Origin of the sequence: Microcystis flos-aquae FACHB-1344 (assembly GCF_014698375.1) — a bacterium.
In the GTDB taxonomy this organism is placed as follows: Bacteria; Cyanobacteriota; Cyanobacteriia; order Cyanobacteriales; family Microcystaceae; genus Microcystis; species Microcystis aeruginosa.
The window spans coordinates 14,037-35,871 of sequence record NZ_JACJSW010000060.1 but is presented as its reverse complement, the minus strand read 5'-3'; the positions used below and the strand labels follow the sequence as shown (position 1 = coordinate 35,871).

The following is a 21,835-nucleotide window of genomic DNA, read 5'->3' as shown; positions in this document are numbered from 1 at the left end:
TCCAGGACAGTTTTGCTGTTATCTTAGGTCGCAAGGTGGGCTGCTGGCAACTCGATCGCTACTCAAGTAATCAGTTTGACAAAGAAAGAGATAATAAATGTTATAACAGTAGTAGTCTACAGGCGTTCTTTTGTCTGTCTCCAGTAAACCTAAACGCTCCTTTTTGCCAAGATATTTCGACGGTCAGCCAGAAAGAGCGTTCTGGCAAGAACAGCCTAATTTATCCGAAAATTACCTATGGTTATCAACAAACGCGGACTTGTTCTCGGTGCTACAGCAGTGGTCCTGTCTACCGTCGCCGTCACGGGGGCGGGATTCCGTCTCTCTCAAAGTCAAGCTTTTTTTCAGGAAAGTCCCAAGGAAACCGTTGATGAGGTTTGGCAGATCATCAACCGCACTTATTTAGATGGCACTTTTAATCAATCGGACTGGAACGCCATCCGCAATCAGTATTTAAATCGTTCCTACAAAAATCAAGAGGAAGCATACACCGCTATCCGCGAGATGTTGAAAACTCTCAATGATCCCTATACCCGTTTTATGGATCCCAAAGAGTTTAACAATATGAAGATCGATACATCGGGAGAATTGACCGGGGTAGGGATTCAACTGACCAAAGATGAGAAAACTAAGCAGTTAGTCGTGGTTTCACCCATTGAAGACACTCCCGCTTCTAAAGCTGGTGTGCTGCCTAAAGATGTGATTATTTCTATCGATGGTAAATCTACCGAAGGCATGGAACTCGATCAAGCGGTGAGCATGATCCGCGGCAAAGTGGGGACAAGCGTTAAGATCACGATTCAACGGGGTGAGGAGAAGAAAGAATTGACTCTTACCCGGGCCAAAATTGAAATTCACCCGGTGCGCGCCCACACGGAAAACACCCCGATCGGTAAAATCGGTTATATCCGTCTTAATCAATTTAGCGCCCAAGCTAGTGGCGATATGAGTCAAGCGATTCGCGAATTGGAAACCGAAGAGGTGAAGGGTTATATTCTCGATCTGCGTTCTAACCCCGGCGGTTTACTCTACGCCAGCATCGAAATCGCTCGGATGTGGATACCTGATGGTTTAATTGTCTCTACGGTCGATCGCAAAGGGGTGACGGAACGTCAACGGGCCAACAATCAAGCTTTGACTAATAAACCGCTGGTTGTCCTCGTCGATGGGGGTTCCGCCAGTGCTAGTGAAATTCTCTCCGGAGCTTTACAGGATCATGATCGGGCGGTTATTGTCGGTACGAAAACCTTTGGTAAGGGATTAGTGCAATCGGTACGCAATCTCAGTGACGGTTCGGGATTAGCGGTGACAATTGCCAAGTATCTTACCCCCAAAGGACGCGACATCAATAAAGATGGTATTCATCCTGATGTGGAGTCGGAACTGAGCGAGGAAGATCGCAAAAATCTTCAACAGGAAAGGGATCGGGTGGGAACCTTCCAGGATCCTCAATTCAAGAAGGCTTTTGAAATCTTGGAAAAAGAAATCACTGAAGGCCAAAAAACGCCCACCAATACCGCTAAACAATAGGTTGACATTTGCCCGCTCGAATTAAACCCACCCGACGGGCGATCGCTTCTCCCCGCTCGGCAAAAAGACCCCAGTATTGACCATTGACTGGGGTTTTTCCGTTTTCTAGGGCTATAATCTGACAAATTCCGGTATTTTCTTGGACAATGTACCAGTTTTGTCGGCTATTATCCATAGATTTTTCTCCTTATACCCCAAACCCTAGGGTTGATTCATAGTAGGGTTGATTCATGAATCAACCCTACCCCACACCCCAAACCCCACACCCCACACCCCAAACCCCACACCCCACACCCCAAACCCCAAACCCCACACCCCACACCCCACACCCCACACCCCACACCCCACACCCTGCCCCCACGAAAAACTTTTTGCCGCAAGCCCTAAGTAAAAAATTTTTATAAACTTCTTGACAAAACCGGGGAGATAAATGCTAATATTAAAAAGGTCTGTGCAATGGGGATTAGCCAAGCGGTAAGGCAGCGGGTTTTGGTCCCGCCATTTCCTAGGTTCGAATCCTAGATCCCCAGTTTAGTATTTTTTATCCCCAATCGGCCAATGATCGAGAATATCCTCGATCAAAGCTTCCTTTAGCCAAATACGACCGATAAGCGTCAGGGGAACCGCCAGAAATAGCCCTAAAAAGCCAAAAATCGAGGCGAAAAACAACTGGGCCAACAGGGTAAAAGCGGGTAAGAGCTTGAGCGACCGCACTGTTAAAATCGGCAGCGGTGAATGACGGTCGAAATATTGAATTAACAGATAAATACTGCTGTAGAGCAGTAAAACCGCCCAGGGTTGCCAGGGAGCTTCCAGAAGGGCGATAGAAAAGGGTAAAATCGTGCTTAAAACTGGCCCGAGGTTGGGGATAAAGGTGAGAAATCCCGCGAGAATAGATTGGGAAAAAGCGAGGGGAATGCCGATCAGGGATAGACCCAGGCAACTGCCCAAGGTCATAATCAACATATGACAGAAAATCCCTTTCAGCCAAGCTTTTAAATCTTGATCGCACTGTTCTAGGATCGATCGTACCCTAGAACGGTAGAAAGCAGGAAATAAACGCAGAAAACAACGGTAGTAAGCGGCAGGATCGGCGAGAATCATCAAGCCCAGGGCAACAATTAGCAGTAAGCTGAGGATAATGCCGAAAGTACCGTAAAAAATGCTTAAACCCCGGCCAGCAATTTGGTTAATCAGGGGTTGTAATTGAGCGAGCAGTGTTTTAAAGTCAGGTAAGACAGTGGCCAGACTAGGATCGAGATAATCCTCAAGACTATGGACTTGTCCCCAGAGTCTTTCTATAGCTTGGGGTAATAAACTAAATAATTGGCGAAATTGTTGGACTAAAGCGGGTATAATCCCCACAAACATACCGATAATACCAATAAAGAAGCCAAAAAGAGTGATAATTAGGGCGTAGGAACGCTTGAGGTGATGACGCTGCCACCAAGTCACAGCCAAATTTAAAATCTGAGCCAGAAGAATCGCCATCAATAATAATAAGAGAATCTGTCGAATCTGCCAGAGAATCAACAGACAAAAGACTAACAGAACTAAACCGAGGCTGCTGCCAAAAGTCATGATGAGTAAGGAGAAAAATTCCTAATCAGTTATTGTCCGTCTCCAGAGGGCAAAAACCGTGAGCAGAAAAGGAGTAAAAACCAGAATTAAAGTGTTAAGAGGACTGGGAGCGATCGATAATAAAGGGGCAAGATATTTAATTCCCAGGGCAATCAAAGCCGATATCAAGATTATTTTTATAATAAAGCCGCTCATAGATCAATGTTTAGGTGACACCAGCACTATCTTATCCCTGAAGAGGTTAAAAATTGCTCAAAATGTGGAAATCATACCCCATCAGTTTTATTAATACTAGGGCGAAGGGGCTAGATTTTCTGGGGGAGGTCGGTTCTGAGGGAACGGGAAAGTGTGAGACAATGGAAAGAAAAGGCTTGGTCAATTAACTAGAGATATTCATTGCTAGGACTTAAGACTTAATGGCAAGGATGAATCTTGACAGCAAGATTTACCCTGTCCACCGCCCCTATCGTGCCGCAAATAGTCACCGTGATCACTTTAACTCTTTTACACCCCAGTCAAGCCACGCCCCTACAACATTGGCAATTTGACAATGATCAATCAACCATTCTCATCGGCAGGGCGCTGGATAATCATGTAGTTCTCTATAGTGCTGTGGTTTCGAGGCGGCACTTAGAAATCCGCCATAATGATGATCACGATGATTGGGAATTGGAAAATTTAGGGGCAAATGGGACGTTTGTCAATGGCAAACCGATCGAGAAAACCGCCGTCGTCGATGGTATGGTGGTTCGTTTAGCCACCTCTGGCCCGCAAATTCAAATTCGTCTCATCGATGAGGACGAGCAACCAAAATTAATCCTCAAACCCCTAGAGGCTCCTTTGGTGGGCGACCAAACCCAGCCAGAAAAGGATACTATCGCCAGCTAGAAAATATTAAATTTTTATAAAGTTTTTTCAATTTCCCTAACAAAATGTAAAAATAGATACAGAATAATAAATAAGATCTTTTCATTTGTTGTCCCTATATAGGGACGACAAGGGGGATTAAAGTCACTTTAAAGCATTGCAGGGAGTCGGTGATATGACGTTAGCCTATCGAGGAGTTAAGTACGAAAGGGATTCTCTCCCCTTGGAGATGAAGACTGGAGATATCGGCGGTAAATACCGAGGTCAAGACTGGAATCACCATTATCCTCGCCATATGCTCCAATTAGAACCGAAACTGCATCGTCAGTATCGTGGAGTTGCCTACAGCACCCGTCCTCATCTTGCTGGGCAAGTCACCCCAAACACTTGTCCGTTGCCCGTTGTCAAACCCCCTGTTGTTGTCCAAGAGGAAACCCTTTCTAGCATCCATCTGAACAATATTCGTCGTCGTCTGGAACGTCGTTTACAAATCGCTCAAGAGAATGGTGACGAAACCCTCGTTAATCTCTTGAAAAAAGAATCCCAAGACTTAGCCTTAAACTGCTAAATTAGCAGTTTTTTTACCACTTTCCCCCCGGTTTTGCTGGGGGGAATATTTTTGGGCGCAAAAATGCCTAAATCTTCCCCCCGCTCACTCCCAGGGCCGGCACTTTTTGATTTTAAAAAAGCCTCAAGATATTATCCAACAAGATTTTTAGATTTATGCAGCCAACCCCAATTAGATTTGGGTAAAATTTAGGCAAAAAATCTTTTTTTTCCTTGTCCAAAGTCGAAAAATGTTAAGAATTGTGTGCGATTGCCCTGTAGTCCATCCCGAAACAAGCTATAGTGCTGGAAAGGTCAAATTGGAAAAATTTGGCTTTAAACCCTATCTGCGTAAGAACTTCAGGAGTTTGCGTCCAGTAGTCTGTTAGTATTACATAACTTTAACTCAGGCTCTGTAAGACTTTTAGCTATAGCTAGTACAGATATACATAGAAGTCCAGTCATAAATTTGCCGAAAATTCCTCCCAATAGTTCCTTCAACTTTCCTACACTTTTAAAGAATTATCTTTCTTTTCTGTCTTTCGATGTTTGCTAATATCGGTGATAGTAACAAATTAATAGCTGATTTGGCGGATTCTAATGTCCTAACAAAAATCGGTCAATGGACGATAGTTTGGGGTTCTGTTATTTATGATCACGATCCCAAAAGTCAAGTCTGGGACAATATTATGTGCGTCGCTAAAGGTCAAAATCTAACAACAAATAATCCTCAATATGTAGTGGCGATTGCAGCGACAAATCCTCAGTCTGTATTTGACTGGTTACAGGAGGATGTTAATACCCACAATATGGTTCTCTGGTCTAGCACAAACCCAGAACAAGGTCATATTTCTGAGGGAACAAATACGGGATAAAAATTTTGCAAGGAATGAAAAATTCAAGCAATTTATCACTCTTATAATTCCTGACTCAGGAAATACAAAAACAGCCCAAACAACCAAGATCACCATCGGAAAATCTGAACTGGAAAATAAACACCATGAAATTAGAAGACATCATTCAACAAAACCTCGTTAAACCCATTGATTCCTTAGCAGGAGACTCCGAACTTTGCCGAGAAGTTCAGACCCGTTTGCAAGTTCTCGGATTGCTTCCTGCTAATGGTGTTGATGGCATTTATGGACCCCAAACAAAACAAGCCTTTGAGCAATTCAAACAAAAAATCAAAGAAGGCGAATTGGATACCTTGGGAGCATCTTCGGCGAAATTTTTACTAGAACTTAAAGAATTACCAGGGGGTAATAATTTAATCTCCAAAGCTCAAGCCGAATCTATCTACAGTAATGTCATTAGCGATGGACAATTAGCAGACCTCAATTCTTGCTTAAATCGCTTTGACATTAACACTCACCCCCGAATGTGTCATTTCTTAAGCCAAACTGCCCATGAAAGTGGAGGCTTGAAATGGATGAAAGAACTCGGTAGCGGTGAGGAGTATAACGGACGGAAAGACCTAGGAAATATTTATCCAGGAGATGGTCCCAAATATAAGGGAGCAGGCGTTATTCAACTAACGGGACGCAGTAACTATCAAGCTTTTGCGAATTATATTCATGATCCGAAAGTGATGGATGGAGTTGACTATGTTAGTACCACCTATCCTTTTACCAGTGGCGGTTTTTGGTGGCATAACAATAACATGAATGCTCTTTGTGATCGCGGTGCAACGGTGGAAGAAATCACCCGACGAGTCAATGGTGGTCTTAACGGACTAGCTGATCGTCAGGCTTACTACGAAAAAGCGATCAAAGTTTTTCCTGTTTAGCGATGCTTGTCCTACATTTTCCGCCAATAGCTGTTCTGGTGCTAATTTTTACACCTCTAATGATGGGGTAAATTGGGGTCAACTTAATCAAGTTAAAAAGAGCGGTCATCCCTTTTTTGTGAAATTTGTGTTGTGACCATTACCTAGATTTGTCTAAGATACGACAAATCAATTCACAGTTGGAGAAAATTTCAATGCCTACTTACGATCAACAACAAACGCTTTTCTGTCTTTCCATGTTCGCTAATATCAGTAATAGCGAGAAAGTTATTACAGATTTAGCCAATCCTACGGTTCAAGGAAAAATTGGTCAATGGACAATTCTTTGGGGTCCTGTTATTTATTATCATGATCCTAAAAATCAGAACTGGGATAATATTATGTATGTGGCAAAGGGAGAAAATGCCGAAACCAATAACCCTCAATTGGTAGTTGCGATCGCTGCTACGAATCCGAAATCAGTTTTTGACTGGTTACAGGAGGATGCTGCTACCCATAACATGGTTTCCTGGTCAACGCAATTCCCCGAACGCGGAAAAATTTCGGAAGGAACAAATACCGGAATTACTATTCTGCAAAACCTGAAAGATACCTCTAACCGCTCCCTGTTAGAATTTTTGACCCAGGAAATTCCCAGCCAATCTGACCAACCTATTGAAATCATTACCACCGGCCATAGTTTAGGTGGTGCATTATCTCCAGTAATGGCATTATGGCTGTACGAAAATCAAGCAACCTGGAACCATACTGGTAAACAAATCACCGTCAATACCCAATTTTCTGCCGGAGCAACTCCAGGGGATCAAACCTTTTCTGATTACTACGGAAATACGGAGCCAGGTCTCAATCAAAGCAGCCGAATCTGGAATAGTTTGGATATTGTTCCCCATGCTTGGAATATTGAGCAATTACAGCAGATTCCTACCTTGTATCAATCTTGTAATATTCCTAAATCTTCGAGAATTGCACTATTAGTTAATAGTCAAATTCAGAAAGTGAAAAACTGCAATTATCTCGCCTTAAATCCCAGCACTTTTGCCATGAAAGGTGAATGTGGCGTTTTTTCTCAACCGCAAACAACTCCCCTGAAGCAATTTCTGCAAGAAGCCTATTTTCAGCACATTCAAGCTTATTTCAATCTCCTAGATATTCAATGGCCGCTGACAGAAAATGTGGCTAATGCTCTCACGCTAACAGAGCAAGATTTAGATGATATTGCCACTAAGTTAAGCTAATTATTCTATCGCTAAACAGTCGGCAGTGGGAATCGGCACGACTGTAAATGGGGAGGAACAGAAAGGGCTAATATTTAAATTATTCACTTCTGACCTCTCAAGTAATTATCTTTAACTGTAACTCAATTAACGACTTGAAAAAGTCAACAATACTCATCTTCATCAAGGAGAAAATTATTATGGGTGCTGGATTTCACATACAAATTGTCAACGCTACGCCATATAACATCAATCAAGTAAAATCCCACAGTTACCAGATGGAGTGGGATCCATCTTCTCAGATTAGTCCTAATTCCTTTACTCAATTTTATGCTGAGTTTAAAGAAACAGTAGGTCATGACAGTATAGATGATGCGGGTGATGTTGAATATACCCTGGAGGAGGTAAGTAACTTTAACTTTACAATTAGTGCTAAAAAGAGTGGAGTTCACGGACTATCAACGCCTGTCCCCTCAGAAGCAGGTTATGGGGTTTTAGTTGAATGGCAAAATATTCCCAATGGTCTTTTTGTTTATCCTACTCCAGATACTACTAATACATCTGCTGTAGGATGGATTCATGATGGAGTAGTAACGATCGCCCTTGGTTATTTCCCTAGTAATACCCAAAACCCAATTAGTTCCTATCCAACCCCTAATTATGGCAGTGGCGGATTAGCAGATGATCAAAGTGTGTTACGTCCTTCCGTATTACACTGGGCTAATAATTGGATGGAATTATTTGCCCCTTGTATTCAAAACCTTTGTCTCAATGAGTTAACCCTGCCTGGTACTCACGATGCCTCAACTTATTGCGCTGGTAGTATTAGCCAATCATGGGTACAAACTCAATACCAAAACATCAATCAGCAACTTAGTCAAGGTATTCGCGCCCTTGATCTCAGGTTAATGCTTAGTAGTGGCTCAGGGGATAATCAATTTGTTATGTGTCACGGGAGTTTTGCTCTCCCCCTGACTTTAGTAGATTTTCTCAATCAAGTAACGCAATTTTTAGCTGATAATCCCCAAGAATTTGTTATTCTTGACTTACATGATTTTGAGGGAAATTGGACAAGCCAAACCTATCAAGATTTATCTAATCTGATTATCAACACTATTGGACAAGATAAATTAATTCCGCCCTCTGGTATTTCTCAACCCTTAAAAGACCTTTGGCAAACTACTGGCCGAGTTGTAGTTGGTTCTCTCGAATTTCCTGATAGTATGTCTGATTGGTTAGCACAAAATACACCCTTTTGGAGCAGTTCTATTAAACAATATTGGTGTGGTACAAGTGTAACTGTTTGGTCAGACGTGCAGAGTTATTTACAACAACAAATTGACGCTATCAACCAACCTAATAATTTTCTCTGGTCATTAATGGCTCAGTATAATTATGAAGGTGCTTATGGAGTACCAGCTAATGTGCCTAAAGAACTCTCTAGCTTTTTCGCTGGTTTAAATGGCATCAAATCTAACATTATTGCCACTGATTGGTGGAATCGTGTCAATACTAGCACTGGACAACTAGAAACCACTGTCAATAATTTTTCTGCTCTCATTAATGGAGTCCCTTTAAACATTTTAAAAGGGTATCGACGGGCAAATAACTTACCCCTATGGTAACTGCCATTAGATAGGCGATCGCCCCTAATTGAGCCTAGTTATCCTAAATCTCTGATACAGTCGGCAGTGGGAATCGGCACGACTCTAAATGGGGAGGGAAAGAAAGGGAAAATAATTAAATTATTTACTTCTGACCTCTTAAGTAATTCCCTTTAATTTCAACTCAAAAGGAGATAATCATGTCTTTTCCCTACACTCAATGTATTTCGGCAATCACTATTCCTGCTGGTGAATATAAGAACTATACTTTTGTCGTCGCTGCTTACCAAAGTGGGATCTCGGTTGGGCAATTTTCACCGAATCCAACCCCACCAAGTTATACTTTAGGGGGGGTGAGTAATCTTGATAATAATGGTGCCAGTACCACTGCTATTGAGTTTCTGCTTGATTACAGCAACACTGACTATTCACCACCTTACTATTTTGTGTACGGATCTGAAGACGAGAATATTTGGCTTAATAGCATTAATCCCGCTACTGGAGGCAGCCACTTCACAAGTAGTAATGTCACGACTCAGATCGCTTCGGAAAAACAACCCGATGCGCCAATTGCCGGACTTTTCTATTATTTCCCCGAAAGCCTTCTTTACGTGGCAGCGTCTAATGGCAACCTCTACTGGTATTCAGTCACTTGGTCTAACGGCGTGCCGAGCTTGTCTTATGTGGGTTCAAACACATCTTATAACGAAGATGGAGCGTCTGGAGCGTCCGTATCTCTGACCTTTTTCCCTGCGAACACGCTAACTAATTACGATTGTCTGTTACTCGGCGGTGTGAAAGAAGCTACGGGGGTTATCTTCAATGCTCAGAACCCATCTTCAACTCCTATCCTTTACGGTTATCACGGCGGATGTACTGCAACTGACGTTTGTAAAGGACCAAATGGCATTTACTGGGCAACCCCGGCTGGCGGTTTACACTATCAGCCCTATAGTGGTTTCAATGCCTCGTTAAGTCCTATTTGGACAGTACCCAGTGGACAGGTCATTTTATCTTTGGCCTACTCACCAAACGCCGGTAATGCAGATCCGGGAAATTATCCAGAGGGAGCAATCTTTATTGCCACGGCTCCGTCCAACCCATCTAATTCCTCTATGGGCAGTATCTGGGTTGTTGATGTCAAGAGTAATACGGCGGGCAATGCCGCCCAACAGGATGCAACCATCTCAGGGTCCCCTTGGGCGATCATTGCTGATGCCAATCTGACTTATATGTGTGCAACTGGTTCATGTGGTGTTTTCCTAAGTACCTTGGCAGCTTATAATCCAGAATCAAATATTCCTGAGAATGGAATGTTAGTACCAAATCAGGTGACTAGCGGTGTTGGGCATACCTGGATCAGTGATCTTGTTTCCGCCGCCGCGTTGGTTTTTGGCGTGGTGACAGAGGATCCCGTTGCTGTCGGTTGGGCAGTTGCAGGTATTGATGCTGGGGCAATCGATTCCAAAACGGGTTATTAAGCGAATAGGACGCTATAGTACCAGTTGGTTGGTGTGAGGAAAAAAACCAAACTTTCCTCAATCAACCTAACAATCTCTTGAATCAAAAAAACTTAATAAAATATTCAAGGAGGTCATCAATCTATGGTTTTATACCGATGCAAAGAAAGCTATACCATCACCGTCAAAGATGAGGATGGATCTTTTTTATGGAATTTTAATAACTTTCCCTGCGATTTTGTCGGAGACAGACGGGGTGAAGCCGATATGGGAGCTATTCCTTTTGAGTTTAAACCCTACAATATACCTCTAGTGGTTGCCAATGCTAGATTGTTTTCTGTCTTGGGTTTTGATGATCCCTCTTGGGTGGGAAGTCCCTTAGATATTCATCTCTGCTTTGCGGATAAGAATGGGATGCAGTCGATTACTTTAATCCCCAATAAAACGGCGGGTTTTGAAGTGATTGAAGACAGCGAACGTTGTAACATCCTTCGTCATGTCTATGATAGTCGTTCCTATTTTGAAATTTTGTTAGGGAGTACACAAGAAAACGCGGATACGGATACCATTTGGCTACATACTATGAATGTCTATCAAGACTAACCATTAAAGCGGATTCGCTAACTATCAACTTGAATTGGCTTATTCATCCAGTGGAAGTCGAGATATTAAGCGATCGCCTAGCTCAAGACTAATAAAAACGCTGAAAAAATTAACAACAGGAGAAACAACGATGACTGGTACTAATTCCACTAGCCCAAATTATGTAATCGTCACCGATCAATATTGGGATGGTTTGGCTGATAATCCCCTTGGTGCCACGGAAATTCGCGTCGAAAATGGGAATATCACTGCGATCGCTACAACAGTCGATCACAGCAACGCTCAAATTATTGAACTAAAAGGACACACCGTTACCCCTGGTTTCATTGATTGTCATGTTCATATCACCTTCTGTGAAGGGGATCCTACAATTCCAGAAAATCCTTATATGGTGACAGTGCCATTAATGACCCTTTATAGCTTAAATCCCCTGAAAATACTGTTAATGAACGGTTTTACTACTGTAAGGGAAGTGGGTTGTCCCGATCCAGAATTTATTACCGTCGATCTCAAAAAAGCGATCGCCAATGGCTGGATTATTGGACCAGATCTATTGGTAGCACCTCACCTGATTTCAGCCCAAGGAGGACATGGTGATTTTACCTCTTTAGTTGCTTTTCAGTTCAGACCAGAAAAATTTGAAGTAGCAGACGGAACAGCAGAAATTATCCGCATAGTACGGGAAGAAATTCGCTCAGGAGCAGATTGGATTAAATTCTGTGCCACAGGGGGTTTTAGCTCTCCTACGGATGATCCGAGTCAAACCACCTATTCCCAAGAGGAGATGAATATTCTGGTTAGTACCGCCAAAGATTTCGGTATTTCTGCTTGTCCTCACGCTTATGGAGGGGAAGGGGTTCAACGTGCTGTTAATGCGGGGGTACGTTCCATTGAACATGGTAATCTTGCCAGTTCCGAGACTTTGCAATTGATGGAAGAGAAAGGAGTTTATCTGGTACCAACTCAATACACTGTTTTAGAAAAAGCTCGCAATGCCAATAATCCTGAATATTGGAAAAGTCGTTCTCCTTGGCAACACGCTAAATATCAAAAATATGCCTCTCAACTGATTGCTTGTGCTGATAATTTAGCTAAAAGTAACGTTAAGATTGCTTTTGGTACTGATGCGGGAACTTTTCCTCATATAGATAACTGGAAAGAGTTTCCGGCGATGGTTCAAAATGGTATTACTCCTTTACGCGCTTTAAAAGCAGCAACTACTGTAGCGGCTGAATTATTAATGCAGCCGAATATTGGTGCGTTAGCGGTGGGGAAATTTGCTGATATTATCGCTATGCCGGGTAATCCTTTTGAGGATATTAATGTTACTGGTAACGTTGATTTTGTGATGAAACGGGGAGTCATCTATAAACAACCATCGGGAGGACAAGTATAATGGTTTTGTCATCAAATCTCTGGAAGACACCAGTAACACTGCTGACGGGTTTTTTAGGTGCGGGTAAAACTACTTTACTTAACTCCATTCTTAAGGGTAAAAGTGATCGCCGTTTCGGCATACTGGTCAATGATTTTGGTAGTCTTAATATTGATCAGATGTTAATTAAAAATAGAGACGATGATCTAATCACTCTTGAGGGAGGTTGTGTTTGTTGTAGTTTACAAAATAATCTGGTTAATTCTCTTCCCAAAATCCTATCTCTCCGTCCAGATCAGATTTTAATTGAAGCCAGTGGAATTGCTAACCCTTATACCCTGTTACAAACCCTAAAGCGTCCAGTTTTAAGTAGAATAATTCGCTTGGAAAGCATTATTACCCTAGTTGATGCGACCTATCTACCCCAAATTTGTGAACCATCTGGAAAAATTAACTATCAAGATTTGCTAATTGATCAAATTTCGGCTGCTGATATTGTGGTTCTCAATAAAATTGATTTGATTGATGAAAAAGCAGAAATTAATGCTAGTCAAATTATCCAAAAAATAGCACCTTGGGTGCGTTTGTTAAAAGGGAGTTATGGGGATGTTTCCCTAGATTTATTATTAGGATTTAGGGACTCATTTCCCGTTCGTTCTGTATCTAGTCAATTAAAATCTAATCACTCTGATAACTTTCATACTTGGAGTTATGAAAGTGTTCGCCCTTTTCAGTTATTAACCCTGGGAAAAATATTAGGGAAATTACCCGTAACTGTATGGCGAGCCAAGGGTATTTTATCTACTGTTGAACATCCCAATAGAGGAGTAATTTTGCAACAAGTGGGGCCGAGAATTACCTTAGAAATAGGCGAAGAATGGGGTAATAATCCACCCTTTACCCAATTGGTATTAATTAGCACGGAGGCAATGAATACAAAAATATTACAGCAGCAATTAGATAGCTGTTTAAGAGTAGAGGATTTTGAGGTAAATTTAAAAACTCAAACCAAAGATAATTTGATTTTAAGTAACGAAATGTAACAAATATATCACAATTATCCAGGGTCAAACGTTTTACTAATGTGACAACGAGAAAGGGGCTAGAAAGTTATCAAAAAACTGGGTTTAAAACCTCCTCCTTCTAGGGGGACTTTATGTTAGAATTTTAGTAATCTAGAAAACCCGCCCTATCCTAGAGAAAGTCCTGCAACGGGTTGACGATGAGTAAGGGGAAGCTGGAGAGATAGCCTTTTCATTCTATTAATCAATCTAAAAAGTCCCAAAAAATATGATAACTTCCACTCCAGTAAAAAAAAATGACGATGTTAACGCATTAAATGCGGATATTAGGGAAGTTTTATTAGAGGTTTTGCCGATAATTTCGCCTGAATTACAACTAGAAATCGCTAACTTAGTTCAACAGATTCATCACCTGAATTATTTGATTTATAAAAAAAGTAATAGCTGGAAAATTGGTTGGTTTATTTTTAACAATGATCCAACTAAATTGATTTTGTTATTAGAGGAAATTAAATATATATTGCTCATGGCAAAAACTAATAAAGTCGGAGTTGATGCTATTCGAGAATTCAGAATTAATCTAGAAAAGGAAATTAATAATAGTCGCTATTTTTTATGGGGACATATTTTAAATGGATTTAGTTCTATCTATTCTACAAGATCAGTCCCATTCAAAATATTTTTAGGTTTATCTATGACAACTTTTTTATCTATGATTGCCCTCAAATTTTCTGCTCAAGAAATTTACATATTTGATGATAATTTACACCAGAAACACTCTCAAGAGGAGGCACTTATTTCAAAACCATTACCTCAAGCAAACTCCCCAGTACCCATTCCTTCTAGTAGTTATTCAGAACAGTTAAAATCATCGAGTGATACGATAAATCCTAATCGGCATATATTTTATGGTTTAGTTTATGCGGCAACAGCAGGAGTGTTGGGAAGTGTTGCGAGTATTTTACTCAGAATTATCGACTTTACAGACAAAAAATATGACGACCCCCTCATTCCTCTTTTTATTGGTTTGTTTAGACCCTTAATTGGTCTAATTTTCGGTATTTTTATCTTTAGTTTAATTAGCTCAGATACGTTGATTAAAATTGATTTTATGATTACCCAGGATAAAAATTCTTCTAGTTTAATAACAAACAAAGCCCGTCAGGATTTATTTATCTTTTCCTGTGCTTTTTTAGTGGGATTTAGTGAAAGATTTGCCTCAGATTTACTTAAAAAAACTGAATCTGGATTAATTGAAAAATAATTTTATTGGCTAAATTATACGGACCTTTGCGGATTCAAGACATACAATAACAGCAGTGGTCAAAGGGATTTATTTTCAGTTAGGAAAAGATGGGGGGCAATCTGTTTAGAGTGGGTTCCTGCATAATACTCTTTCACTAGCTTTTTTAATTCTTGTTTGGCCGAGTTAAGCAGGTCCGGTTCTCTGTATTTACTTTTATTTTGTTTTTGGCCGAGACTATTTAAATTATACGCCTTTTCAACCGCTGCTAAATCTCCCAGAAACCAAGATTCTAATTCATGGCAAATAATCCGAATTAAGACTTGAGCATCACTGGCATTTTGACAAATTTGCCCTAGTTTCTTTTTGAGTTCTTGACAATCGTGGGAGTCCTGATCATGGACAATAATAAATTTGGTATTGGGACTAGATTTATTGAAAGCTTTGAGTTTTCTAGGAATAGATTTGGCTAGGTCTTGTTTGCCTTGATGACTAATACATATATAGCTGATTTCTGGGGGAATAAGTTTAGGCAAAAGTTCTTCTAACACATTTTTTATAGATGACTCTTCTAGCAAAAATACGATATCATAGTTCATTATGGTGCTACTCCTTTAAACCAGCCTTGATTCCAAAGATAGCCGGGTAAATCGCCTGCCGCTACTAAGTTTTTGAGGATTTCGCTATCGGCAGCCCTATGGATTTGGGTGATACCTTGGGATTTAATTAGCCAGAAAATACTAGCTAGTGGAACCGCGTTGATAAAATCGGGGGAGTGGCTAGAAACAAATACCTGACCCCCCTGATCGCTATAGTGGGCGAATTCTTCGGCTAGTTCTTTTAATAAAGTAGGATAAAGTTGGTTTTCTGGTTCTTCGACACAGAGTAGGGGATGAGGATTGGGATCGAATAGTAATATTAAATAAGCGAATATTTTCATAGTCCCGTCAGAAACATAGCGATCGATAAAAGGGTCTTTAAAGGCCTGATCTTGAAAACGTAAAATCAAGCGACCGTCTTCGGTTTCTTTGGCTTCCACAGAGGAAATACCCGGAACTCGTTGTTTCATTTTTTCGAGAATTTGCTGAAAAATTTTGGGATATTGTTGATAAATATATTGAGCGACTGTAGCTATATTGTCGCCAGTAGGGGATAAGTGTTCAGCATAAGATATTTCTTGACTTCCTCTAGCTTCGCTAATATGAAAGTCAGAAACGTGCCAATTTTCAATCAGAGAACGAAAGGCTGTAGCGGCTTTAAAACGTTGAAATTGTCCTAATCCTTTGATTGCTAGTATGTCGTTAGATTCTAGCTGTTGTTCTTCTCGATCGAGTTCTTTATCCGGTTTACTAAAATCTTCTTCGTTGGTGATAGCATATCCTTGGCCAAGTTGAAAATCTAAAAAATGAAAAGGTTTACCGTGTTCACCCCTTTTATAGCGAAGTATTTCGCGTTTGATAACGGGGCGATTATTGTTTTGTCCAATTATGATTTGATAAGTAACCAGACGTTCTGTATCTAAGATTTTCATGCGAAATTGCAGCTCGATTTCAATATCTTCCTGTTCTTGACCTCTAGTGATAATTTCTCTATAACCGCCGCGAATTTGTAAAGCTTGGCGAATGTTGTTTTTAAGGGCATCTCGCAGAAACCCAAAAATATCAAATAGAGTAGATTTTCCCGTGCCGTTAGCTCCAATAATCACGCAAAAAGGGGGAATATCTCTTATGTGTATATTTTTAAACATACGATAGTTTTTTATTTTAATAGAAACAATTTTCATGATATAATCGAGTCATTATAGTTTTTTTGATTATACGATTGATCAGGTGAAGATTGATCAATTAGCCAAAAAAGCCAGAGATTAGGTTCTCTGGGAAATTGGGGGGTAAATCAGCTAGAAACTAGAGAAGCAAGCTCAACAATCACAGAATCCCGTCTTAGCTTCACCAGACTCAACACAAGTTGCCCAAAATAGCGTAAATTGTCTATAAATTTGTTCAACGACTTAAATTAGTACAAATGTTTGACTGTATTATCATCGGTGCGGGACCAGCAGGAGCGACGGCGGGTTATCATCTAGCTAAAAAGGGACGATCGATCCTAATCCTCGATAAAGTTAAATTACCCCGTTATAAACCCTGTGGTGGGGGGGTATCCCCGGCAATTAAGCAGTGGTTTGATTTTGACTTTACCCCCGTGATCGAGAATACCGTCACGCAAGTACAGTTTACTTGGAAACAGGGGGATGCCGTCACCACTAAGTTAAATATGCTAGAACCGATGTGGATGGTACAAAGGGATCATTTCGATGATTTTTTAGGTCAACAGGCGATCGCAGTCGGGGCAACCATCCAAGATAACAGCGAAGTTACCCAGATCAAATTCGTCCAAGATCACTGGCAAGTTACCACATCCCAAGGAACATTTTCAGGCAAATATCTGATTGCTGCCGATGGTGTTAGGGGCAATACCAGTCGCTGGTTGGGATTACCGGCGAAAAACGAAGCGCTCGGTGCTACTCTCGAAATTACTAACGCAGGGGCTACTATTCCCCCCCAAAAAGCTTTTTTTGATTTTGGTTCCCTAAAAAATGGCTATATCTGGGCTTTTCCCAAGTCTAATGGTTACACAATTAGCGGCGCTTGTTTTAAGGGCAGCATCAAATCCGAGGAGCTAAAAAAACAACTGTTAAATTATGCCCGTCAAAAGGGCTGGAATTTAGAGGATTATCGCTATGGTGAGTATGCTTTAGCCCTTTGGAACGGAAATCAACCGCTACACGCCCAAAATGCCCTAATTACAGGGGAAGCGGCGGGGATTCTCGATCCGCTCATCGGTGAGGGTATCCGTCCGGCAATTTTGACGGGAGTTAAGGCAGCCGAAGCGATCGATCGAGCTTTAGCCGGAGATAATCGGGCTTTAGCGGGCTATAGTCGGATAATTCGGGAAGAATGGGGGGAAGATATGGCTTTAGCAGCCAAATTAGCTGGTTTATTCTATCAATTTACCCAAATCGCTTACAATGTCGCCGTTAAACGGCCGATCGCCGGTCAACTGATGGGACGTATTCTCGTGGGAGATTTAAAATACCGGGATGTTACGGAACAAGCGATGCAACAATTGAAAAAGCGTTTACTGCCCGGATTCGGTTGGTGATAACACCTCACGCACCAGGGTGGGGGTGACTCGATCGCTAATGGTGACTTGGCCGATCGCCGTTGGTAAAATAAATCTAACTTGGCCATCTTTAACCTTTTTATCGGCAGTGAGAGCATTTACCATCTCATCGGCATTTAAAGGCGGAATACGGGTTTCTAAGGCGGCTTTTTCGATTAGATCGGTTTGACGTTGATTTTCCCCGGCGGTCCACATTCCCAGTTTAACAGCGATCGCTCCTGCCGCCACCATCCCCAGGGCCACCGCTTCCCCGTGGTTAACGCTAGTATATCCCGTTAAACTTTCAATGCCGTGGGCGATCGTGTGACCATAGTTTAAGATCGCCCGCAAACCCGCTTCTTTTTCGTCTTTGCTTACCACATCTGCTTTAGCTTGGCAAGACTTTGTAATAATTGTTTGCAATAGCTCGCCATCGATCTGAGAAAAACTAGCTAAATTGTCCGAGTCTTCTAACTGTTGAAATAACTCAGCATCCCAAATTACACCGTATTTAATCACTTCTGCCATTCCTGCCCGAAATTCTCGCACGGGTAGAGTTTTAAGCACGTCAGGATCGATCAGAACTAATTTCGGTTGATAAAACGCCCCGATCAGATTTTTGCCCTGGGGATGATTGACACCAGTTTTACCCCCGATGGAAGCATCCACCATCGCTAACAGGGTGGTGGGAACTTGGACAAAATTAACGCCCCGTAACCATGTGGCTGCCGCAAATCCCGTCATATCCCCGATTACACCACCACCGAGGGCAACCATAGTCGAGGAACGTTCCAACCGGTGAGCGAGGGCGCTATCATAAACTTGGGCGATCGCATCGAGGGTTTTATAATTTTCGCCGGCGGGGATCAGATGAGTAAAAACGACAAATCCCGCTTTTTCTAGAGAATTAACGGCTATTTGCCCGTAATAGTCAAAAATTTCGGGATTAGAAACCAATAAAACCTTTTTACCTAAGTTTAACTGGCTCATTTCTCCACCGAGATTAGCTAAACTGTCCTTCTCGATCAGAATATTATAGGAGCGATCGGGTAAATTAACGGGAATACAAATAGCCATAGGGTGTGGGGTGATGTTTCAGTGATCAGTAAACAGTAAACAGTAATCAGTAAACAGTGATCAGTAAACAGTGAAAAGAAAGTGGGAAACTGCCATTTAATACTACTCACTTAATACATACTGCTCACTCGGAGCATCTCACCTTTGTAACCCCTAAATCAGGTTTTATGTCAAACTATTTTGAAAGCCTTACTAGAAACCAGTTTTAGGGACAAGTATAATTACTCACTTGCATAAATGAGATGCTCCCTGCTCACTGAAAACTTAAATCTGATGACTGATAACTGAAAACTTAAATCTGATAACTGAGTCGGTTATTGACGCAGCTTAGTCAACTCTAACAGCAGACGAGAGGATAAAAAACAGATAAAGCTCTCTCCCAGAAAGAGACTTAATTGCCCACTGTCAGCGAGCAAGTCTGTGGATAATTGTAGGGGAACTAGGCCGCGGACTAGGGCAAAAGCTGCCACTGTACCATCTTTGAGATGGGGATTATCATCGTTACGGACGACATAACGATAGGTGACACCAAAGAGAAATCCGCTAATTATCGCCCCGGATATCTTGACAAAAGCGCCAATTACTGTGAGCGATTCCCCTAACAATAGTCGATCAACAATTAAAAATAGCAGATAGGGAACCAGGAAAGCCAGCGCCGAGATACTCCCCACCTGTATGGATTCGATTCTTTCCTTGAGCGTAATTTGCACGATCGCCTCTCTAAAACGGAGTCACTGATGAAGTATTATCGAAAATTTGGGTTGAAAACCTCGCCCTTTAGGGCGACTTTATGTTAGCATTAAATTGAGTCGTTGACTTTGGGAACGCAGGAAACAAGCGACACTCCGTAATCCCTAAATCTCTAACCATCACTGGTACAAAAGCTTTCATCGTAAGTCCACATGGTAAGAGCGAAAAACAATTAAATACTGTGGGACACACAGAAATTTACGCTTGGGGAGTAGTCTTTAAGAGTGCTTGCCTTGTAGGTGTAGTCGGACTAGACATGAAACTGTAAGACCAAAATTAGCTTTGCTAGTAGCGGCAAGATTCAGCCCAAGAATCTCCGCACTTTTAGGGCGGAGAGTGTCAACTCCTAAGTAATTCGTTTAACAAAGGCAATTATGGATATTTTGACACTTGGTTGGGTTAGCATTCTCGCCCTGTTCACTTGGTCGATCGCCATGGTGGTTTGGGGTCGTAACGGTTTCTAGGTAATCTATAGATACCATGGAAACATCCTTGATTCTCAACACTCTCTTTCTAGTCGCCTTAATTCTCCTCGTTATCGTCAGTGGTGGCATTCTCTACCTGACGACTACAGAATGGCGCGATCGCCGTCGTCAAGATGGCGATAAAAAATTAGGAAAATAATCCTGAACAGGTGTACTTAATTACGCCTGTTTTTCCTTTACTATGATTAAAATACTGCACTTATCGGATATTCACATGGGGAGCGGTTTTTCCCATGGACGTTTAAATCCAAAAACGGGATTAAACACGCGTTTAGAGGATTTTATGGGCAGTTTAAGCCTCTGTATCGATCGGGCTATTGCCTCCCCTGTGGATCTAGTGCTTTTTGGGGGAGATGCCTTTCCCGATGCCACTCCTCCTCCCTTTGTTCACGAAGCTTTTGCCAGTCAATTCCGTCGTCTTGCCGATGCTAATATCCCGACGGTGTTATTAGTGGGTAATCACGATCAACATTCTCATGGTAATGGCGGTGTCAGTCTCTCCATCTATCGTACCCTAGCGGTGCCGGGGTTTATTGTTGGCGATCGCCTGACCACCCATCGCATCACCACCCGCAATGGCGATATCCAAGTCATTACTTTACCCTGGTTAACCCGGGCCACTCTCTTAACCCGTCCCGAAACCGAGGGTTTATCCTTGAGTGGGGTAAATGAATTGTTAATTAACCGTTTGGAACCGGTTTTAGAAGGAGAAATTCGCCAATTAGATACAAGTTTACCAACAGTTTTATTAGCCCATTTAATGGCCGATCGAGCTAGTTTAGGAGCAGAAAGATTTTTAGCGGTTGGTAAAGGTTTTACTGTGCCTTTATCGTTGCTAAATCGTCCACAATTCGAGTATGTTGCCCTTGGTCATGTTCACAAACACCAAAATCTTAATCCTAGCAATGATCCGCCTATTGTCTATCCAGGGAGCATCGATCGAGTGGATTTTAGCGAGGAAAAAGAAGATAAGGGCTATGTTTTAATAGAAGTGGCTAAAGGAGAGGTTAAATGGGAATTTTGTCCTTTACCCGTGCGTCCTTTCCGTTCCATCGAAGTGGATGTTTCCGAGGCAGAAAACCCCCAAAAAGAATTGCTGAAAGCTCTCAAAAAACACGATATTCAGGAAGCAGTTATCCGCTTAGTTTATAAAATTCGCAGTGAACAATTAGAACTAATCAACACCAATCAGCTTGACGAAGCGTTAAAAACTGCCCATAGTTATAGTATTCGGGCGGAATTAATTAGTCAATTAACCCGTCCCCGTTTACCGGAATTAGGGGTGGGTAATCAATTAGATCCGATGGAGGCGTTAAAAGCTTATATCGATAATAAGACAGATTTGCGCGATATTGTCGATGATATGTTAGAGGCAGCCCAGCTTTTATTAAATCAACAGCCAGAAATTTGGCTAGAGGAAGAAACCTCGATTTAGCTATCAGTTATCAGTTATCAGTTATCAGTTATCAGTTATCAGTTATCAGTTATCAGTTTACTGCTCACTGAAACATCTTCCCTATCCCTCTTTGAACT

Annotated in this window: 23 protein-coding genes and 1 tRNA gene; 17 read left to right on the top strand and 7 right to left on the bottom strand. The window is 41.6% G+C overall.

Features of this window, described 5'->3' with window-relative positions; genetic code table 11:
• Nucleotides 1-237 precede the first annotated feature (237 nt).
• On the top strand, nucleotides 238-1,530 hold the full coding sequence (gene ctpC, locus H6G48_RS04620) for a carboxyl-terminal processing protease CtpC (protein WP_002756940.1): 1,293 nt from the start codon (nucleotides 238-240) through the stop codon (nucleotides 1,528-1,530).
• On the opposite strand, the gene H6G48_RS04615 is transcribed toward ctpC, so the two are convergent.
• A complete protein-coding gene (locus H6G48_RS04615; protein WP_002756942.1) occupies nucleotides 1,520-1,705 on the bottom strand; it encodes a hypothetical protein in 186 nt (61 codons plus the stop codon). The two genes, ctpC and H6G48_RS04615, sit on opposite strands and share 11 nt — an antisense overlap.
• Nucleotides 1,706-1,987: 282 nt before the next feature.
• On the opposite strand from H6G48_RS04615, the gene H6G48_RS04610 reads away from it, so the two are divergent.
• Nucleotides 1,988-2,060, top strand: a tRNA-Gln gene (locus H6G48_RS04610).
• 1 nt (nucleotide 2,061) lies between these two features.
• On the opposite strand, the gene H6G48_RS04605 is transcribed toward H6G48_RS04610, so the two are convergent.
• Together H6G48_RS04605 and H6G48_RS04600 are read right to left on the bottom strand one after the other, a co-directional pair.
• Entirely contained in the window at nucleotides 2,062-3,111 is a 1,050-nt protein-coding gene (locus tag H6G48_RS04605; protein WP_190719555.1) for an AI-2E family transporter, read from the bottom strand.
• A 21-nt stretch (nucleotides 3,112-3,132) separates the two neighbouring features.
• Nucleotides 3,133-3,306, bottom strand: coding sequence for a hypothetical protein (locus tag H6G48_RS04600; RefSeq protein WP_190719552.1), 174 nt, complete (start codon nucleotides 3,304-3,306; stop codon nucleotides 3,133-3,135).
• 291 nt (nucleotides 3,307-3,597) lie between these two features.
• Between H6G48_RS04600 and H6G48_RS04595 the strand changes: the two genes are divergently transcribed.
• The 11 genes from H6G48_RS04595 (at nucleotide 3,598) to H6G48_RS04545 (ending at nucleotide 14,852) form a co-directional block, all read left to right on the top strand.
• The gene (locus H6G48_RS04595) at nucleotides 3,598-3,999 is read left to right on the top strand and encodes an FHA domain-containing protein (RefSeq protein ID WP_190719567.1); all 402 of its coding nucleotides are present in this window, start codon (nucleotides 3,598-3,600) and stop codon (nucleotides 3,997-3,999) included.
• Nucleotides 4,000-4,153: 154 nt separating this feature from the next.
• Nucleotides 4,154-4,546, top strand: a complete 393-nt coding sequence (locus H6G48_RS04590; protein WP_147072424.1) for a DUF4278 domain-containing protein — start codon at nucleotides 4,154-4,156, stop codon at nucleotides 4,544-4,546.
• A gap of 523 nt (nucleotides 4,547-5,069) precedes the next feature.
• Nucleotides 5,070-5,399: a hypothetical protein gene (locus H6G48_RS04585; protein ID WP_190719549.1), complete on the top strand. Its 330-nt coding sequence runs from the start codon at nucleotides 5,070-5,072 to the stop codon at nucleotides 5,397-5,399.
• A 125-nt stretch (nucleotides 5,400-5,524) separates the two neighbouring features.
• Nucleotides 5,525-6,310 carry a hypothetical protein gene (locus H6G48_RS04580; RefSeq protein WP_002799158.1) on the top strand — a complete coding sequence of 262 codons (786 nt, stop codon included), beginning with the start codon at nucleotides 5,525-5,527 and terminating at the stop codon, nucleotides 6,308-6,310.
• A gap of 194 nt (nucleotides 6,311-6,504) precedes the next feature.
• Nucleotides 6,505-7,545, top strand: coding sequence for a lipase family protein (locus H6G48_RS04575; RefSeq protein ID WP_190719546.1), 1,041 nt, complete (start codon nucleotides 6,505-6,507; stop codon nucleotides 7,543-7,545).
• Between the two features lie 179 nt (nucleotides 7,546-7,724).
• Nucleotides 7,725-9,149, top strand: a complete 1,425-nt coding sequence (locus H6G48_RS04570; protein WP_190719543.1) for a phosphatidylinositol-specific phospholipase C domain-containing protein — start codon at nucleotides 7,725-7,727, stop codon at nucleotides 9,147-9,149.
• Between the two features lie 179 nt (nucleotides 9,150-9,328).
• Complete coding sequence (locus tag H6G48_RS04565) at nucleotides 9,329-10,609, top strand: hypothetical protein (protein WP_052277384.1); 1,281 nt, start codon at nucleotides 9,329-9,331, stop codon at nucleotides 10,607-10,609.
• 123 nt (nucleotides 10,610-10,732) lie between these two features.
• Nucleotides 10,733-11,191, top strand: a complete 459-nt coding sequence (locus tag H6G48_RS04560) for a hypothetical protein (RefSeq protein ID WP_190719540.1) — start codon at nucleotides 10,733-10,735, stop codon at nucleotides 11,189-11,191.
• A gap of 130 nt (nucleotides 11,192-11,321) precedes the next feature.
• Nucleotides 11,322-12,587: a metal-dependent hydrolase family protein gene (locus H6G48_RS04555; protein WP_190719536.1), complete on the top strand. Its 1,266-nt coding sequence runs from the start codon at nucleotides 11,322-11,324 to the stop codon at nucleotides 12,585-12,587.
• Nucleotides 12,587-13,609 (top strand): CobW family GTP-binding protein, encoded by a 1,023-nt coding sequence (locus H6G48_RS04550; protein WP_190719533.1) that lies wholly within the window; start codon nucleotides 12,587-12,589, stop codon nucleotides 13,607-13,609. Before H6G48_RS04555 ends, H6G48_RS04550 begins: the two co-directional genes overlap by 1 nt.
• Before the next feature lie 247 nt (nucleotides 13,610-13,856).
• Entirely contained in the window at nucleotides 13,857-14,852 is a 996-nt protein-coding gene (locus tag H6G48_RS04545; RefSeq protein ID WP_190719530.1) for a hypothetical protein, read from the top strand.
• Nucleotides 14,853-14,911: 59 nt separating this feature from the next.
• Here H6G48_RS04545 and H6G48_RS04540 read toward each other — a convergent pair whose 3' ends face one another.
• Together H6G48_RS04540 and H6G48_RS04535 are read right to left on the bottom strand one after the other, a co-directional pair.
• Nucleotides 14,912-15,430: a DUF4276 family protein gene (locus H6G48_RS04540; RefSeq protein ID WP_190719527.1), complete on the bottom strand. Its 519-nt coding sequence runs from the start codon at nucleotides 15,428-15,430 to the stop codon at nucleotides 14,912-14,914.
• Complete coding sequence (locus H6G48_RS04535) at nucleotides 15,430-16,614, bottom strand: AAA family ATPase (protein WP_190719524.1); 1,185 nt, start codon at nucleotides 16,612-16,614, stop codon at nucleotides 15,430-15,432. Before H6G48_RS04535 ends, H6G48_RS04540 begins: the two co-directional genes overlap by 1 nt.
• A gap of 239 nt (nucleotides 16,615-16,853) precedes the next feature.
• On the opposite strand from H6G48_RS04535, the gene H6G48_RS04530 reads away from it, so the two are divergent.
• Nucleotides 16,854-17,990 (top strand): geranylgeranyl reductase family protein, encoded by a 1,137-nt coding sequence (locus tag H6G48_RS04530; protein ID WP_190719521.1) that lies wholly within the window; start codon nucleotides 16,854-16,856, stop codon nucleotides 17,988-17,990.
• Here the strand turns inward: H6G48_RS04530 and aroB are convergent.
• Together aroB and H6G48_RS04520 are read right to left on the bottom strand one after the other, a co-directional pair.
• Entirely contained in the window at nucleotides 17,967-19,067 is a 1,101-nt protein-coding gene (aroB, locus tag H6G48_RS04525; RefSeq protein ID WP_190719518.1) for a 3-dehydroquinate synthase, read from the bottom strand. The genes H6G48_RS04530 and aroB overlap by 24 nt on opposite strands.
• Nucleotides 19,068-19,381: 314 nt before the next feature.
• The gene (locus H6G48_RS04520) at nucleotides 19,382-19,777 is read right to left on the bottom strand and encodes a hypothetical protein (RefSeq protein ID WP_190719515.1); all 396 of its coding nucleotides are present in this window, start codon (nucleotides 19,775-19,777) and stop codon (nucleotides 19,382-19,384) included.
• Nucleotides 19,778-20,191: 414 nt separating this feature from the next.
• On the opposite strand from H6G48_RS04520, the gene petN reads away from it, so the two are divergent.
• From petN to sbcD, 3 genes are read left to right on the top strand one after another with little or no spacing between them, the layout of a single operon-like run.
• Complete coding sequence (gene petN / locus H6G48_RS04515) at nucleotides 20,192-20,281, top strand: cytochrome b6-f complex subunit PetN (protein ID WP_012265708.1); 90 nt, start codon at nucleotides 20,192-20,194, stop codon at nucleotides 20,279-20,281.
• A gap of 16 nt (nucleotides 20,282-20,297) precedes the next feature.
• Nucleotides 20,298-20,441 (top strand): hypothetical protein, encoded by a 144-nt coding sequence (locus tag H6G48_RS04510; protein WP_002736416.1) that lies wholly within the window; start codon nucleotides 20,298-20,300, stop codon nucleotides 20,439-20,441.
• 42 nt (nucleotides 20,442-20,483) lie between these two features.
• Nucleotides 20,484-21,737 (top strand): exonuclease subunit SbcD, encoded by a 1,254-nt coding sequence (gene sbcD / locus H6G48_RS04505; RefSeq protein ID WP_002756966.1) that lies wholly within the window; start codon nucleotides 20,484-20,486, stop codon nucleotides 21,735-21,737.
• Nucleotides 21,738-21,835 lie beyond the last annotated feature (98 nt).